This window comes from Streptomyces sp. NBC_00019, from assembly GCF_045041015.1.
Lineage (GTDB): Bacteria > Actinomycetota > Actinomycetes > Streptomycetales > Streptomycetaceae > Streptomyces.
Window position 1 is genome coordinate 3,909,320 of the sequence record NZ_CP108302.1, and the last position, 14,264, is coordinate 3,923,583.

The window sequence follows — 14,264 nt, forward strand, 5'->3', positions numbered from 1 at the left end:
GGGTCGCATTTCCGGACCTTCGCGGTCAGGACCGATCGGCCCCGGCCGCTACCGCACGTTCCTTTACCTACAAGGGATGCCGATGACCCTCACCCCCCAGCGCGAACCGATATCGGGCGGCGCGAGACGCGTGGTGCGTATAGCCGTGGCCGCCGGTCTCGTGGCCGCACTCTCCGCGGCCGGGCCGATTCCCATGGCCGTCGCCGCTGCCGACGCGCCCGCCGCGGCCGACCCGAGCGTCAAGTCCGCTCACGACAAGCTCGGTTCGGACGACGCGGACCTGCTCGCCGAGGCGAAGGCCGACGGCGACAAGAACGTCTCGATGATGATCGCGACCGCTCCGGGGCAGACCGAGCAGGTCGCCAAGCAGCTGGACGCCGTGGCCGGCGGCCTCGTGGGCCGCACCTTCGACAAGGTCGGCTACGTCCGCGCCACCGTCCCCACCGCGAAGGCGGACTCGGCCATCGCCGCCGCCGTCAAGCTCTCCTCCGTGCACGGCATCGACCTGCGCCAGGAGATCCCGCTGGACGACCCGACGCCGAGCGCGGACACCGCCAAGGGCGCAGCCGCGAGCAAGGCTGCCACGCCCGCGGCGCCCGGCAAGAAGACTCCCGCCGAGAACCCGTACAACCCGTCCTTCGAGACGGGCGCCGTCGACTTCGTGGAGGACCACCCGAAGGCGGACGGCCGCGGCATCACCATCGGCGTCCTCGATTCCGGCGTGGACCTCGGCCACCCGGCACTGCAGAAGACCACCACCGGTGAGCGCAAGATCGTCGACTGGGTGACGGCCACCGATCCGGTAGGCGACGCCGACGCCACCTGGCGCCGGATGAACAACCCGGTCAGCGGCCCGAGCTTCACCATCGCGGGCGCCACCTGGCAGGCCCCGGCGGGCGCCTACCAGTTCAACCTGTTCCGCGAGTCGGCCACCGCCGGCGGCGACGCCAAGGGCGATGCCAACCGCGACGGCGACACCACCGATGTCTGGGGCGTCCTCTACGACGCGGCCGCCGGCACCGTCCGGGTCGACCTGAACAACAACAACGACTTCACCGACGACGCGGCGATGAAGCCGTACAAGAACGGGTTCCAGGTCGGTTACTTCGGTACCGACAACCCGTCCACCGACGTCGTCGAGCGCCAGCCGTTCGTGGTCGAGATCCGCAAGGACGTCGTCTTCAACGCGGCCGGCGACAAGGCCGACTACGTCAACGTCGGCGTCATCGAGTCCGAGCACGGCACGCACGTCGCCGGCATCACCGCCGCCAACGGCCTGTTCGGCGGCAAGATGAACGGCGCGGCGCCGGGCGCGAAGGTCGTCTCCTCCCGTGCCTGCACCTGGACCGGTGGCTGCACCAACGTCGCGCTCACCGAGGGCATGATCGACCTCGTCACCAACCGCGGTGTCGACATCGTCAACATGTCCATCGGCGGTCTGCCCGCGCTGAACGACGGCAACAACGCGCGCGCCGAGCTCTACACCCGCCTGATCGACACCTACGGCGTCCAGCTGGTCATCTCGGCCGGCAACTCCGGCCCGGGTGCCAACACCATCGGCGACCCCGGTCTGGCCGACAAGGTGATCTCCGTCGGCGCCTCGATCTCCAAGGCGACGTGGTACTCCAACTACGGCTCGGTCGTGTCCAAGTCGTACGCGATGATGCCGTTCTCCTCGCGCGGCCCGCGTGAGGACGGCGGCTTCACCCCGACGCTCGTCGCCCCGGGTGCCTCGGTCAACACCATCCAGACCTGGCTGCCGGGCGCCCCGGTCGCCGAGTCCGGCTACTCCCTGCCCGCCGGCTACGGCATGCTCCAGGGCACCTCGATGGCCTCCCCGCAGGCCGCGGGCGCCTCGGCGCTGCTGCTGTCCGCCGCCAAGGCGAAGGGCATCGCGCTCACCCCGAAGACCCTGCGCACGGCGCTGACCTCGACCGCCGACCACATCAAGGGGGTGCAGGCGTACGAGGAGGGCGCGGGCCTCATGAACATCGAGGACGCCTGGGACTCCATCAAGGACGGCGCGACCGCCCACGACTACACCGTCAAGGCGCCGGTCGACACCGCGGTCGACCAGTTCCTGAAGACGCCGGGCTTCGGCACCGGCATCTACGACCGTGAGGGCGGCCTGAAGGCCGGCGTCAAGAAGTCGTACGAGGTCACCGTCACCCGTACGTCCGGCGCCGACAAGGCGATCCGTCACGAGCTGCACCTCGAGAACAACGCCTCCGGCACCTTCTCGATCGTCGGCTCGGACGAGGTCAAGCTGGAGCTGAACAAGCCGGTCACCGTCAAGATCGCCGCGAAGTCGCCGACCGCCGGTCTCAAGAGCGCGATCCTCGAGGTCGACGACCCGAGGACCGAGGGCGTCGACAAGCAGATCCTGAACACGGTCGTGGTCTCGGCGCCGCTGAAGTACACCTACGCGGCGGCGGGCACGGTCCAGCGCAACAGCACGCAGTCGTACTTCGTGACCGTCCCCGAGGGCGCCAAGTCCCTCGAGGTCGCCATCGGCGGGCTGAAGGACAAGAGCCAGACCCGGTTCATCGCGATCCACCCGTACGGCGTCCCGGTCGACTCGACCAGCACCCCGAACTGCTACAACAACTACCTCGACGGCAACGGCTGCCGCCCCGACGTGCGTTCGTACGCCGACCCGGTCGCCGGTGTCTGGGAGATCGAGGTCGAGTCGCGCCGTACGTCGCCGCTGCTCGACAACCCGTACAAGCTGGACGTCACCGTCCTCGGCGCGGCCTTCGACCCGGAGGTCGTGACCGTGCCCGAGGCCAAGGTCGGCACCCCGACCGCCGCCTCCTGGAAGGTGACGAACAACTTCGCCGCGCTCGACGGCAAGCTCGTCGGCGGCCCGCTCGGCTCGGCCAAGTCGGCCCGCCCGACCATCGCCGAAGGCGACACCCAGGTCACCACCGTCGAGGTCCCCGAGGGTGCCAAGTCGCTGGACGTCGCCATCGGCAACGTCTCCGACGCGGCCGCCGACCTCGACCTGGTCGTCCTGGACGGCAACGGCGAGGAGGCCGGTTCCTCCGCCGACGGTGACTCGGAGGAGTCCGTCTCGGTGGCGAACCCCGCCGCCGGTACCTACACCATCCAGGTCATCGGCTACGCGATCCCGGCCGGTTCGACGGCCTACGACTACCAGGACGTGTTCTTCTCCGCCGCCCTGGGCGCCGTCACGGTCGACGACTCGGTCGCGGTGAAGCTGGGCACGGGTGGCACCGCGGACGTCACCGCGGACGTCACCGCCCTGGCGGCCGCTCCTGAGGGCCGTGAGTTCTTCGGTCAGGTCCAGCTGGTGAACGCTCGCGGCACGGTCGCGGGCATCGGCAGCGTGAAGATCGAGAAGGTCACCCCGTAGGTTGCGGGTACGACAAAGGAGGGGCGGACGTCCATCGGGCGCCCGCCCCTTCGTCGTGCCTGCCTCTTCGTCGTGCCCGCCCCCGTCAGCAGGTCAGCTTGCGCGACTCCGGCAACGAGGCCTCGATCCACGCCCGTTCGCGGGCGACCGCCTTCTCGCCGACCACCCAGTGGTCGGGCACCGCGTCGCCCTTCGGGACCCCGAACAGCACCTGGTCGCCCTTGACGAGACCGCGGCCGAACGTGTCCTCGATGACGTAGGTGAGCTCGTCCGGCTGCTGCCCGTCCTGCTTGTAGTAACGGCTCACCTCCACGATGATCCGCAACTGCACCCCGTCCACGAGCCGTTCGACCGAGGTGACCTTGCCCTCGACCACGAGACGGGTGCAGGCGAGATAGTGCGGGCTGCCGAAGCGGGTGCCGGCGTCGGCGTCGGCCTCGGCCCCGGACTTCTGGGCGCTGGCCCCGCTGTCGTCCGACCCGGACATGGCGCTGGGCCCGCCCGTGGCGATCAGCCAGCCCAGACCGGCGACCACGGAAGCCGCCGCGGCCACCGCCAGCCCACCGAGGGCGAGTTTGGGGAACCATAGGCGGACACGTGAGGGACCCACCCGAGCTGGCTTCGGGACCGGAACCGGGGCCGGTGCCGGAACCGGGGCCGGCTCGGCGAGGGCGTGGCCGATGACGCCCAGTTGCTCGCGCAGCAGCGTCAGGTCGGCGCTCGCCGACCGGTGTTCGGCCATGAAGACGGCGTCCCCGCGGGCTTCCTCGGACAGTGGTTCGTCGGTGATCGCGGCCATCAGCGCGTCGATGCCGTCGTGTTCGACGGTCACGTCACACCACCTCACCCTCGTGCAGGCGGGCGCGCAGCGCGCGGACCGCCGTGTGCAGCCTGCTCTTGACCGTGCCCTCGGGGACGCCGAGCTCGTGCGCGATGTCGCGCACCGGCAGATCGGCGAAGAAACGCAGGACGAGGACCTGGCGCTGGGAGTCGGGCAGTTCGTCGAGGCCCTGGGCGACGGCGAGGGAGAGCACGCTGGTGTCCTCGCCCGAGGGGTGCTCCAACTGGCGCAGGGAGGCCAGGCGTTCGCCGATCCGCTCCTGGCGGCGCTTGGCGCGGTGCCAGTCCATGGCGAGGTTGGAGGCGACGACGGCCGCCCACGCGGAGACGTCGCGCGGCGCCTCGTACCCCTTCGCCGCCCGCTCCAGCAACCGCAGGCGGACCTGCTGCACCCCGTCCGGCAGGTCCGCCTGCGGTACACCGCCGAGCGCGAGCACGGCCCGCACCCGACGTTCCTGAGCCGCGTCGAGGGGGTCGTCCGGCCCGTCATGGACACCGTCCCCCTGGCCGCGACGGGCCTTTCTGCGCAGCACAGCCACCCCTCCCCTAGCCGCGTTTCCTCTATGACGCCGGTGGGCGCGGAAACGTTCGGTCCGATTCCCGGAATTCTTTCTTCACATGATCTTCACTGTCACCATGTGCCCCATGACGCACATCGCCAAGGGGGCCAACACCCCTGTCCCCGCCGGTCTTCTGAAGGTTGCCGTCTGCCGCCGCAAGGTGCCGGGAACGCCCGTCGTGGACGTCTCGGCGCTGCTCCTCGACGCGGCGGGCAAGGTGCGCGGCGACGCCGACCTCGTCTTCCACAACCAGTCCGCGCATCCGTCCGGAGCGGTACGGCATCTCGGCACCGGTGACGGTGCGGACCAGCTCGCCGAGTGGCTGGAGCTGGATCTGCCCCGGGTGGAGCCGGCGGTCCAGCGGGTGCTGATCGCCGCGTCGTGCGACGACGGCACGTTCGGGGCGGTGCCCGGGCTCGCGGTGCAGACCGTGGCGGCGGACGGTTCGATCGTCGTGCACTACGACGTGACGGACGCGGGCGGCGAGACGGCCTTCGTGCTCGGGGAGTTCTACCGGCGCAACGGGGAGTGGAAGTTCCGGGCGGTGGGACAGGGGTGGGACTCGGGGCTCGCGGGGCTGGCGACGGACTTCGGGATCGTGGTGGCGGAGCCGGTGCCGATGCCGGTGGCGCCTCCGGTGGCTCCCGTGCCGAACCCGGTCGTCACGAAGGCGAGCGTGCCACCGGCCGCCACCCTCATATCGGCTCCTGTCCCGGCCCGGTCCCCCGCCCCCCTGGGACCCGACTTCACCCCGCACACCCAGAGCGGCCGCGGGAACGGCGTGGTCTCCGTGGACATGCCGCTGCCGCCCGGCCCGGTGATCGTGGAGGCACGGGTCCGGGGTGACGAATGGCTCTGCGTCGAGACGCTGAACCGGCGCAACAAGGACGAGGAGACGGTCTTCAACACCACCCTGCGCGACTTCCACGGCCGCGCCCTGGTGCAGCCCCCGCGCGACCGTCCGCTGCGGATGAAGGTCAACTACGACGGCGACTGGACGATCACGGTCCTGCCGCTGTCGGCGGCCCGTCCGCTGGGCACGCAGACACTCAAGGGGCGCGGGCCGGACGTCGTCTCCTACCTGGGCACCATGGCCGATGTGAAGGTCCGCTTCGACGGCGGCGCCGACCGCGGCGAATGGTTCGTGCTGAACTGCCACGAGGCCGGGCACTTCGACGACCTCGACGACCACGAGCTGCTGTGCAACGAGACCGGAAAGCTCAAGCAGACCGTCCCGGTCCCCGACGGCCCGCTGCTGCTGGTGATCGAGCACGGCGACGGCGACTGGGAGCTCACCGCCAGGCCCCTGCCCGTCCGCGACCCGTCCGCCGGCCGGAAGACCGGCGCCTACCAGGGCCGCGGCGAGAACACCGTCACGCTGGCCAACCCCCGGCCCGGGCGCCCCGCGCTGGTCCAGTACGACTTCCCGGGCGCCAAGGCCGACTACTCGCTCGAGGTGAAGACCGTCGACGAGTACGGCGACGAGGACGACTGGCTGAGCGGCCACGACCGCGGCACCCGTGGCACGGCGGTGCTCTTCGCCGACGGCAGGGCCGAGCAGACCGTACGGGTCCGCTGTGCCGGCGAGTGGACGCTCAGGCTGCTGCCCGAGGAGGAGGCGCCCCTGCTCACCGGTGCGACCGAGGGCAAGGGGAGCACGGTCCTGCGCTACCAGGGGCCGCCCATGCTGATGACGGTGCAGCGGAACTCCCGCGGCGACAACGAGCCCCTGAGCGCGTGGTCCCTGAACCACCCGTACGGAAAGTCGGCGCTGATCGCCGACACCCTCGGCCGCCGCCGTCCCACCCTCGGCCCGGTGTGGGTCGACCCGGGCGGCACCTGCTTCATCACGGTCCGCGCCACCGAGGGCACGAAGTGGCGCCTGGAGCCGGCCCCGCTCGACGCGGCCCCCGTGCTCGGCGCCCGGACCCCGGGCGACCGGTATGGAGTCGTACGTCACATCGGGCCCGAGGCCGAGCTGGTGGTCGTCGGAACCGCCATGATCCACGTCTTCGAACTCGACGAAAATCTGTTCCCGCACCGGAAACTCACCGCATCTTCCGGCCCGCACCGCGTTTCGAGCACGTTCCTCCATGTCAGGTCGCTCGGCGAGTGGACGCTCGAACTGCGCCCCTGACAGGAGTGCCGTCCCAATCCTCGGGCAAAGGATTGGACACGACAGCCCGGATGAGACGCATGATGGAAACGTCCAGGCCACGTAAACGCCACGCAAAGGAGTCGCTGTGAGGGTCGGAATCGTCGGAGCCACCGGTCAGGTAGGCACGGTCATGCGCAGGATCCTCAAGGAGCGCGCCTTCCCGGTCACAGAGCTGCGCCTGTTCGCCTCGGCCCGCTCCGCGGGTTCGGTCCTGGACGGCGTGACGATCGAGGACGCGTCGACGGCGGACTACACGGGCCTGGACATCGTGCTGTTCTCCGCGGGCGGCGCCACCTCGAAGGCACTGGCCGAGAAGGTCGCCTCGCAGGGCGCCGTGGTGATCGACAACTCCTCGGCCTGGCGCAAGGACCCCGAGGTCCCCCTGGTCGTCTCCGAGGTGAACCCGCACGCCATCGCGGACCGCCCCAAGGGCATCATCGCCAACCCGAACTGCACCACGATGGCCGCGATGCCGGTCCTGAAGGTGCTGGACACGGAGGCGGGCCTCGAGACGCTGATCGCCACCACCTACCAGGCGGTGTCCGGCTCGGGCCTCGCGGGCGTGGCGGAGCTGCACGGCCAGGTGCAGAAGGTCGCCGCCGACGCGGACAAGCTCACCCACGACGGCGGGGCGGTCGACTTCCCCGAGCCGCAGGTCTACAAGCGCCCCATCGCCTTCAACGTCCTGCCCTTCGCCGGCAACCTCGTCGAGGACGGCCTGAACGAGACGGACGAGGAGCAGAAGCTCCGCAACGAGTCCCGCAAGATCCTGGAGCTCCCCGAGCTGAAGGTCTCCGGCACCTGCGTGCGGGTCCCGGTCTTCTCCGGCCACTCCCTCCAGGTCAACGCCCGCTTCGCCCGCCCGATCACCCCGGAGCGCGCGACGGAGCTCCTGGCGGGCGCCCCCGGCGTGACCCTCTCCGACATCCCGACCCCCCTCCAGGCCGCCGGCCAGGACGCCTCCTTCGTCGGCCGCATCCGCCGCGACGAGACGGTCGAGCACGGTCTCGCTCTCTTCATCTCCAACGACAACCTCCGCAAGGGTGCCGCGCTGAACGCGGTCCAGATCGCGGAGCTGGTGGCGGCGGAGCTCAAGGGCTAGGCGCTGGGCCTGCGCACCTCGTAGAGGAAACAGCCGTACTCGACGGCCCGGACGTGGACCAGTGCCACGGCCGGGTCGTCGAACGCGTTCCGGAAGGCGTCGTCGTCGGGGGCCCCGACCAGCTCTCCGCCCAGGATGTGCCCCTCGGCGGAGTACCGGCGGACCGTCCGGTGGGCGTTGGCGAAGGGGTAGCCGTCGGGCTGCGGCCCCGCGCACTCCTCGGCATGGACGAAGACGGGGCCCTGCTCGTCGTACGCCCCCGGCTCGGCGCCCGTCTCCGCGGCCCAGCGGCGCAGCGGGGCGTAGGAGACGAGGGCGATCCGCCCGCCCGGCGCGCTGCGCCGCAGACAGCAGCGGAGCGGTGCCCCGCCCTCCTCGTCGGTCACGGGAACCATCTGGCGTCCCGCGTCGTCCGTGGACCGGAGCTCTTTGAGGATCTCGGGGGTGATGGGGCGTGCGGTGTAGGTGGTCATGTCTCCCACACTCGCGCGTGTCCGCCCCGGTCACCGGCGGGTTTTGGACATCGCGTTCGGTACGGGACCCGTGGAAGGATGGCCGAACCGCCGAACCCACACATATCGAGGAGATGACCGCGTGCCTGGCACAAACCTGACTCGCGAAGAGGCGCGACAGCGGGCGAAGCTGCTCAGCGTCGACTCGTACGAGATCGATCTCGACCTCTCCGGCGCGCAAGAGGGCGGTACCTACCGGTCCGTGACCACGGTGCGCTTCGACGTCGCCGAGAACGGCGCCGAGACCTTCATCGACCTGGTGGCCCCGGCCGTCCACGAGGTGACGCTCAACGGGGACCCGCTCGACCCTGCCGAGGTCTTCAAGGACTCCAGGATCGCCCTGCCGGGGCTGCTGGAAGGCCGCAACGTGCTCCGCGTGGTCGCGGACGCCGCGTACACCAACACCGGCGAGGGTCTGCACCGTTTCGTCGACCCCGTCGACCAGCAGGCCTACCTGTACACCCAGTTCGAGGTGCCGGACGCCCGCCGCGTCTTCGCCTCCTTCGAGCAGCCCGATCTGAAGGCCACCTTCCAGTTCACCGTGAAGGCTCCCTCCGGCTGGACCGTCATCTCCAACTCCCCGACGCCGGAGCCGAAGGACGACATCTGGGTCTTCGAGCCGACCCCGCGGATCTCGTCGTACATCACGGCGCTCATCGTCGGCCCGTACCACTCGGTCCACAGCGTGTACGAGAAGGACGGCCAGTCCGTCCCGCTCGGCATCTACTGCCGTCCCTCCCTCGCCGAGTTCCTCGACTCGGACGCGATCTTCGAGGTGACACGGCAGGGCTTCGACTGGTTCCAGGAGAAGTTCGACTACGCGTACCCGTTCAAGAAGTACGACCAGCTGTTCGTGCCGGAGTTCAACGCGGGCGCGATGGAGAACGCGGGCGCGGTCACCATCCGCGACCAGTACGTCTTCCGCTCGAAGGTCACCGACGCCGCGTACGAGATGCGTGCTGAGACGATCCTGCACGAGCTGGCCCACATGTGGTTCGGCGACCTGGTCACCATGGAGTGGTGGAACGACCTGTGGCTGAACGAGTCGTTCGCCACGTACACGTCGATCGCCTGCCAGGCGTACGCCCCGGACAGCCGCTGGCCGCACTCGTGGACGACGTTCGCCAACTCCATGAAGACATGGGCGTACCGGCAGGACCAGCTCCCGTCGACGCACCCGATCATGGCCGAGATCCGCGACCTCGACGACGTGCTGGTCAACTTCGACGGCATCACCTACGCCAAGGGCGCCTCCGTCCTCAAGCAGCTCGTCGCCTACGTCGGCATGGACGAGTTCTTCGGCGGCGTGCAGGCGTACTTCAAGCGCCACGCGTTCGGCAACACCCGGCTGTCCGACCTGCTGGGCGCGCTGGAGGAGACCTCCGGCCGTGACCTGAAGCACTGGTCGGAGAAGTGGCTCCAGACGGCCGGCATCAACATCCTGCGTCCCGAGATCGAGACGGACGAGCACGGTGTCATCACCTCCTTCGCGATCCGCCAGGAGGCCCCCGCGCTCCCGGCGGGCGCGCAGGGCGAGCCCACGCTGCGTCCGCACCGCATCGCGGTGGGCCTGTACGAACTGGACGACGACAGCGGCAAGCTGGTCCGCGACGAGCGCGTAGAGCTGGACGTGGACGGCGAACTGACCGCCGTACCGCAGCTGGTGGGCAAGCGCCGTCCGGCGGTGGTCCTCCTCAACGACGACGACCTGTCGTACGCGAAGGTCCGCCTGGACGAGCAGTCCCTGGCCTTCGTGACGGAGCACCTGGGCGACTTCGAGTCCTCGCTGCCGCGCGCGCTGTGCTGGGCGTCGGCCTGGGACATGACCCGCGACGCCGAACTGGCGACCCGCGACTACCTCTCCCTCGTCCTCTCCGGCATCGGCAAGGAGTCGGACATCGGTGTCGTGCAGTCCCTGCACCGCCAGGTGAAGCTGGCGATCGAGCTGTACGCCGACCCGACCGCCCGCGAGGCCCTGCTGACCCGCTGGACGGACGCCACGCTGGCGCATCTGCGCTCGGCGGCCGCGGGCAGCGACCACCAGCTGGCGTGGGCGCGCGCGTTCGCGGCCACGGCCCGTACGCCGGAGCAGCTGGACCTCCTGGACGCCCTGCTGGAGGGCTCGCAGACGATCGAGGGGCTGGCCGTCGACACCGAGCTGCGCTGGGCGTTCGTGGAGCGCCTGGCGTCGGTCGGGCGCTTCGACGAGACGGAGATCGCGGGCGAGTACGAGCGGGACAGGACGGCGGCCGGCGAGCGCCACGCGGCCACCGCCCGTGCCGCCCGTCCGACCGAGGAGGCCAAGGCCGAGGCCTGGGCCCAGGTCATCGAGTCCGACAAGCTCCCGAACGCGGTTCAGGAGGCCGTCATCGGAGGCTTCGTCCAGACCGGGCAGCGCGAGCTGCTGGCGTCGTACACGGACAAGTACTTCGAGGTGGTCAAGGGCATCTGGGACGCCCGCTCGCACGAGATCGCCCAGCAGATCGCGGTCGGCCTCTACCCGACGATCCAGGTCTCCCAGGAGACCCTGGACAAGACGGACGCCTGGCTGGCCTCCGCCGAGCCCAACGCGGCCCTGCGCCGCCTGGTCTCGGAGTCCCGCGCGGGCGTGGAGCGCGCGTTGAAGGCGCAGGCGGCGGACGCGGCGGCGTCGTAGTCGCCGGTACGACGATGAGGGGCGCCCGGTGAGCCATCGGGCGCCCCTTGCCTTACCGGGGCAGGGCCGCCAAGGGGGGTGGGGTGCGAGGCCGTGTCGCGAGTACGGCCGAGTGGGGGCTGGTCGCGCAGTTCCCCGCGCCCCTTGGCTGCGTGCAGTCGGCGGCAATTACCACCCCCGCCCAGCCCCCAGCCCGGCTCACCACCGCGCAAGCCCACCGGCAACCCCCTCCAAAGCCGACAGCACCCTCCCCACCGCGACCCCCGCCTCGCTCCCCCTCCGCACCGCGGCCACCACATGCCGCACCGGCCGATCCGCCCCCAGCTCCCGCATCACCACGCCACCCCGCCCCACGGCAGCCATCCGCGGTACCAACGCCACCCCCATCCCCGCCTCCACCATCGCCAAGATGGCCGTCCACCCCGCCGCGGAGTGCCCCTGCCGAGGGCTGAACCCCGCCGCCTCGCACGCCCCGCGCGTGATGTCGGACCAGGGCCCACTCCCCCCGAAGATCCACGACTCCCCGGCAAGATCGGCCAACCGCACCCCCTGAACCGCCGCCAGCTCATGCCCCCGCGGCAGCGCGACATCCAACGGGTCCGCCAACAACTCCACCCGGGTGAACCGTCCGTCCCCCACCTCCGGCGCCTGCGCGGCCAGCGACAGCGCGAGGTCGACCTCGCCGCCGGCCAGCAGCTCGTACGCCTCCCCGGCCTCCGCCTCGCGCACCCGCACGCTCACCCCCGGATGCGTCGCCCGCAGGGCCCGTACGGCAGGCACCACCAGCGCGGGCACGGCGGTGGAGAAGGCGCCGACCCGCACCTCACCGACCTCGCCGTGCACGTACGCCGACAGTTCGGCATCCGCCCGCTCCAGTTGCTCGAACACCGCCTCGGCGTGCCGCAGCACCAGCCGCGCCGCGTCCGTGAGCCGCACCCGCCGCCCCTGCGCCTCCAGCAACGGCACGCCCAACTGCTTGGCGAGGTTGGTCAGCTGCTGCGACACCGCGGACGGCGTCATCCGCAGCGCCTCGGCCGTCGCGGTCACGGTGCCCTGCTCCCGCAGCGTCCGCAGGATCTGCAGTTTCCGGATGTCCCACTCGAGCATGGCGGCCAACCTATCCGGCGGCACCCAGCATCACCCCGCCGAGGATCAGCGCCATGCACAGCGCCTGCGCCGCGGAGACCGTCTCGCCGAGCAGGGCCCAGGACAGCAGGGCCACGCAGAGGGGCTGGAGGTAGTACACGACTCCGGCCCGGGACGGACCGACCAGGGCGATGGCCCGGTTCCAGGCGAAGAAGGCGACGGCCGAGGAGAAGACGCCGACGTACAGCAGGGGCAGCACCGTGCCGGCCGTCGGCTCGAACCCGCCCTGGACGGCGAGGCTCACCCCCTGGGCGGGCAGCAGCAGGACGGTGCCGAACAGGAAGGTCGTGAACAGGAAGGCCGTACCGCCGAGTTCCGCCGGCTTTCGGCGCAGCAGCGCGCTGCACGACCCGAAGCAGCAGGCCGCGGCGATCATCCACAGGTCACCCGCGGCGAGCCCCGCCGCGCCCCCGACGAGCAGCACCACGCCCGCGCACGCGACCAGCAGCCCACCGACCCGGCGCGCGCCCGGCCGTACGCCGTCCATCCGCTCGAACACCGCCATCAGCACCGGTGAAGCGGCCATGATCATGCCCATGTTGGCGGCCGAGGTGGTCGAACCGGCCTGGTTGACGAGGCTGTTGTAGACGGTCACCCCGAGCAGCGAGGCGAGCACCACGAAACCGAGGTGCCGTCTGATCACCTTCCGCTGCCGCCACGCCTGTCGGGCGCCGAGGGGGGCGACCGCGACGAGCGCGACGATCCAGCGCCAGAAGGCCTGTTGGACGGGCGGCACGCTGTCGTGCAGCGCACGGGAGGTGACGAAGCTGCCGGACCAGACGACGGTCGCGACGGCGGCGAGCAGAACCCCGAGGGCGGCAGCCCTCGGGGCGGAGGTCGTACGGGCGGTCCTTTCGAAGACGGCGGTCACTGGGGTCCTTCCACTGGGCGGTGATCTCGGTGGATCTACCGTCGCAGTGCCACATCTGTCACGTCCATCGAACCTTTACGACCATTCCTTTCAAGAAAACTGAACGATCGACCGGCTGTGCGCGCCTCCCGCTGCCCCAGTTGCCCCGCCACCGTCGCCCCGAACGCCACCGCCATCCCCGCCAGTTGGACCGGCGTCAGCGCCTGTCCGAGCGCCGCCCAGCCGACGATCGCGGCGGTCAGCGGGGAGAGCGGGCCGAGGAGGGTGACCTGCGTGGCGCTGAGCCGCCCGATCCCGCGGAACCAGAGCCAGTACGAGACCGCCGTGTTCGCCAGCGCCAGATAGAGGTAGCCGCCCACCGCCCGCCCGTCGAGCGCGGGCGCGGGACCCTCGACCAGCAGGGCGAGGGGCGCGATGAGCAGCCCGCCCGCGGTCAGCTGCCACCCGGTGAGCGCGAGCGGACCCACTCCGTCGGGCCGCCCCCACCGCTTGGTCAGCACGGTCCCGGCGGACATCGAGGCAGCCGAGGCGAAGGCCGCCAGCACACCCACGAGGTCGAGCGCCCCGGCCGCCTTCAGTACGACGAGGCTGACCCCGAACGCCGCGACGACCCCGGTGACCACACTCCGCGCGGTCGGCCGCTCCCCCAGCAGCAGCGCCGAAAGGCCCACGACGAGCAGCGGCCCCACCGACCCGACGACCGCGGCCATACCGCCGGGCAGCCGGTACGCCGACAGGAACAGCAGCGGGAAGAACGCACCGATGTTCAGCGCCCCGAGCACCGTCGCCTTCCACCACCAGGCCCCCTTCGGCAGCACCCGCGCCACCCCGAGCAGCAACAGCCCGGCGGGCAGAGCGCGCACCAGCCCGGTGAACAGGGGCCGGTCGGCCGGGAGGAACTCGGTGGTGACGGCGTAGGTGGTGCCCCAGGAGACGGGAGCGAGGGCGGTGAGGAGGATGGTCGCGGACCGGGTCATGACCGGTTCCCTTCGGGGTGGCGGGGTGGCGGGGTGGGAGGAAGCCTCGGGTGAACCTCTCGGGGG

At 71.0% G+C, this 14,264-nt stretch carries 10 protein-coding genes; 4 read left to right on the top strand and 6 right to left on the bottom strand.

Annotated elements, in window-relative coordinates; genetic code table 11:
• Positions 1-82: 82 nt before the first annotated feature.
• The gene (locus OHU89_RS18535; protein ID WP_405644281.1) at positions 83-3,376 is read left to right on the top strand and encodes a S8 family serine peptidase; all 3,294 of its coding nucleotides are present in this window, start codon (positions 83-85) and stop codon (positions 3,374-3,376) included.
• Positions 3,377-3,461: 85 nt separating this feature from the next.
• On the opposite strand, the gene OHU89_RS18540 is transcribed toward OHU89_RS18535, so the two are convergent.
• On the bottom strand, positions 3,462-4,208 hold the full coding sequence (locus OHU89_RS18540) for a hypothetical protein (RefSeq protein ID WP_405644283.1): 747 nt from the start codon (positions 4,206-4,208) through the stop codon (positions 3,462-3,464).
• A gap of 1 nt (position 4,209) precedes the next feature.
• Positions 4,210-4,755 carry a sigma-70 family RNA polymerase sigma factor gene (locus OHU89_RS18545; protein WP_266892345.1) on the bottom strand — a complete coding sequence of 182 codons (546 nt, stop codon included), beginning with the start codon at positions 4,753-4,755 and terminating at the stop codon, positions 4,210-4,212.
• Positions 4,756-4,861: 106 nt separating this feature from the next.
• Between OHU89_RS18545 and OHU89_RS18550 the strand changes: the two genes are divergently transcribed.
• Both OHU89_RS18550 and OHU89_RS18555 read left to right on the top strand, forming a co-directional pair.
• Entirely contained in the window at positions 4,862-6,913 is a 2,052-nt protein-coding gene (locus OHU89_RS18550; protein WP_405644285.1) for a TerD family protein, read from the top strand.
• 106 nt (positions 6,914-7,019) lie between these two features.
• Positions 7,020-8,036, top strand: a complete 1,017-nt coding sequence (locus tag OHU89_RS18555) for an aspartate-semialdehyde dehydrogenase (RefSeq protein ID WP_405644286.1) — start codon at positions 7,020-7,022, stop codon at positions 8,034-8,036.
• Here the strand turns inward: OHU89_RS18555 and OHU89_RS18560 are convergent.
• Positions 8,033-8,509 (bottom strand): DUF1203 domain-containing protein, encoded by a 477-nt coding sequence (locus OHU89_RS18560; RefSeq protein ID WP_405644288.1) that lies wholly within the window; start codon positions 8,507-8,509, stop codon positions 8,033-8,035. The two genes, OHU89_RS18555 and OHU89_RS18560, sit on opposite strands and share 4 nt — an antisense overlap.
• 121 nt (positions 8,510-8,630) lie before the next feature.
• On the opposite strand from OHU89_RS18560, the gene pepN reads away from it, so the two are divergent.
• Positions 8,631-11,204 carry an aminopeptidase N gene (gene pepN, locus OHU89_RS18565; RefSeq protein WP_405644290.1) on the top strand — a complete coding sequence of 858 codons (2,574 nt, stop codon included), beginning with the start codon at positions 8,631-8,633 and terminating at the stop codon, positions 11,202-11,204.
• 198 nt (positions 11,205-11,402) lie between these two features.
• Here pepN and OHU89_RS18570 read toward each other — a convergent pair whose 3' ends face one another.
• Genes OHU89_RS18570 through OHU89_RS18580 form a run of 3 tightly spaced genes read right to left on the bottom strand, consistent with a single transcriptional unit; the run spans position 11,403 to position 14,198 of the window.
• Entirely contained in the window at positions 11,403-12,311 is a 909-nt protein-coding gene (locus OHU89_RS18570; RefSeq protein WP_405644292.1) for a LysR family transcriptional regulator, read from the bottom strand.
• Positions 12,312-12,321: 10 nt separating this feature from the next.
• A complete protein-coding gene (locus OHU89_RS18575; RefSeq protein WP_405644294.1) occupies positions 12,322-13,221 on the bottom strand; it encodes a DMT family transporter in 900 nt (299 codons plus the stop codon).
• A gap of 35 nt (positions 13,222-13,256) precedes the next feature.
• The gene (locus OHU89_RS18580) at positions 13,257-14,198 is read right to left on the bottom strand and encodes an EamA family transporter (RefSeq protein WP_405644296.1); all 942 of its coding nucleotides are present in this window, start codon (positions 14,196-14,198) and stop codon (positions 13,257-13,259) included.
• Between the last annotated feature and the right edge of the window lie 66 nt (positions 14,199-14,264).

Coding starts and splice junctions, on each gene's coding strand:
- OHU89_RS18550 (WP_405644285.1), top strand. CDS start 4,862: ATGACGCACATCGCCAAGGGGGCCAACACCCCTGTCCCCGCCGGTCTT.
- OHU89_RS18560 (WP_405644288.1), bottom strand. CDS start 8,509: ATGACCACCTACACCGCACGCCCCATCACCCCCGAGATCCTCAAAGAG.
- OHU89_RS18535 (WP_405644281.1), top strand. CDS start 83: ATGACCCTCACCCCCCAGCGCGAACCGATATCGGGCGGCGCGAGACGC.
- OHU89_RS18580 (WP_405644296.1), bottom strand. CDS start 14,198: ATGACCCGGTCCGCGACCATCCTCCTCACCGCCCTCGCTCCCGTCTCC.
- OHU89_RS18570 (WP_405644292.1), bottom strand. CDS start 12,311: ATGCTCGAGTGGGACATCCGGAAACTGCAGATCCTGCGGACGCTGCGG.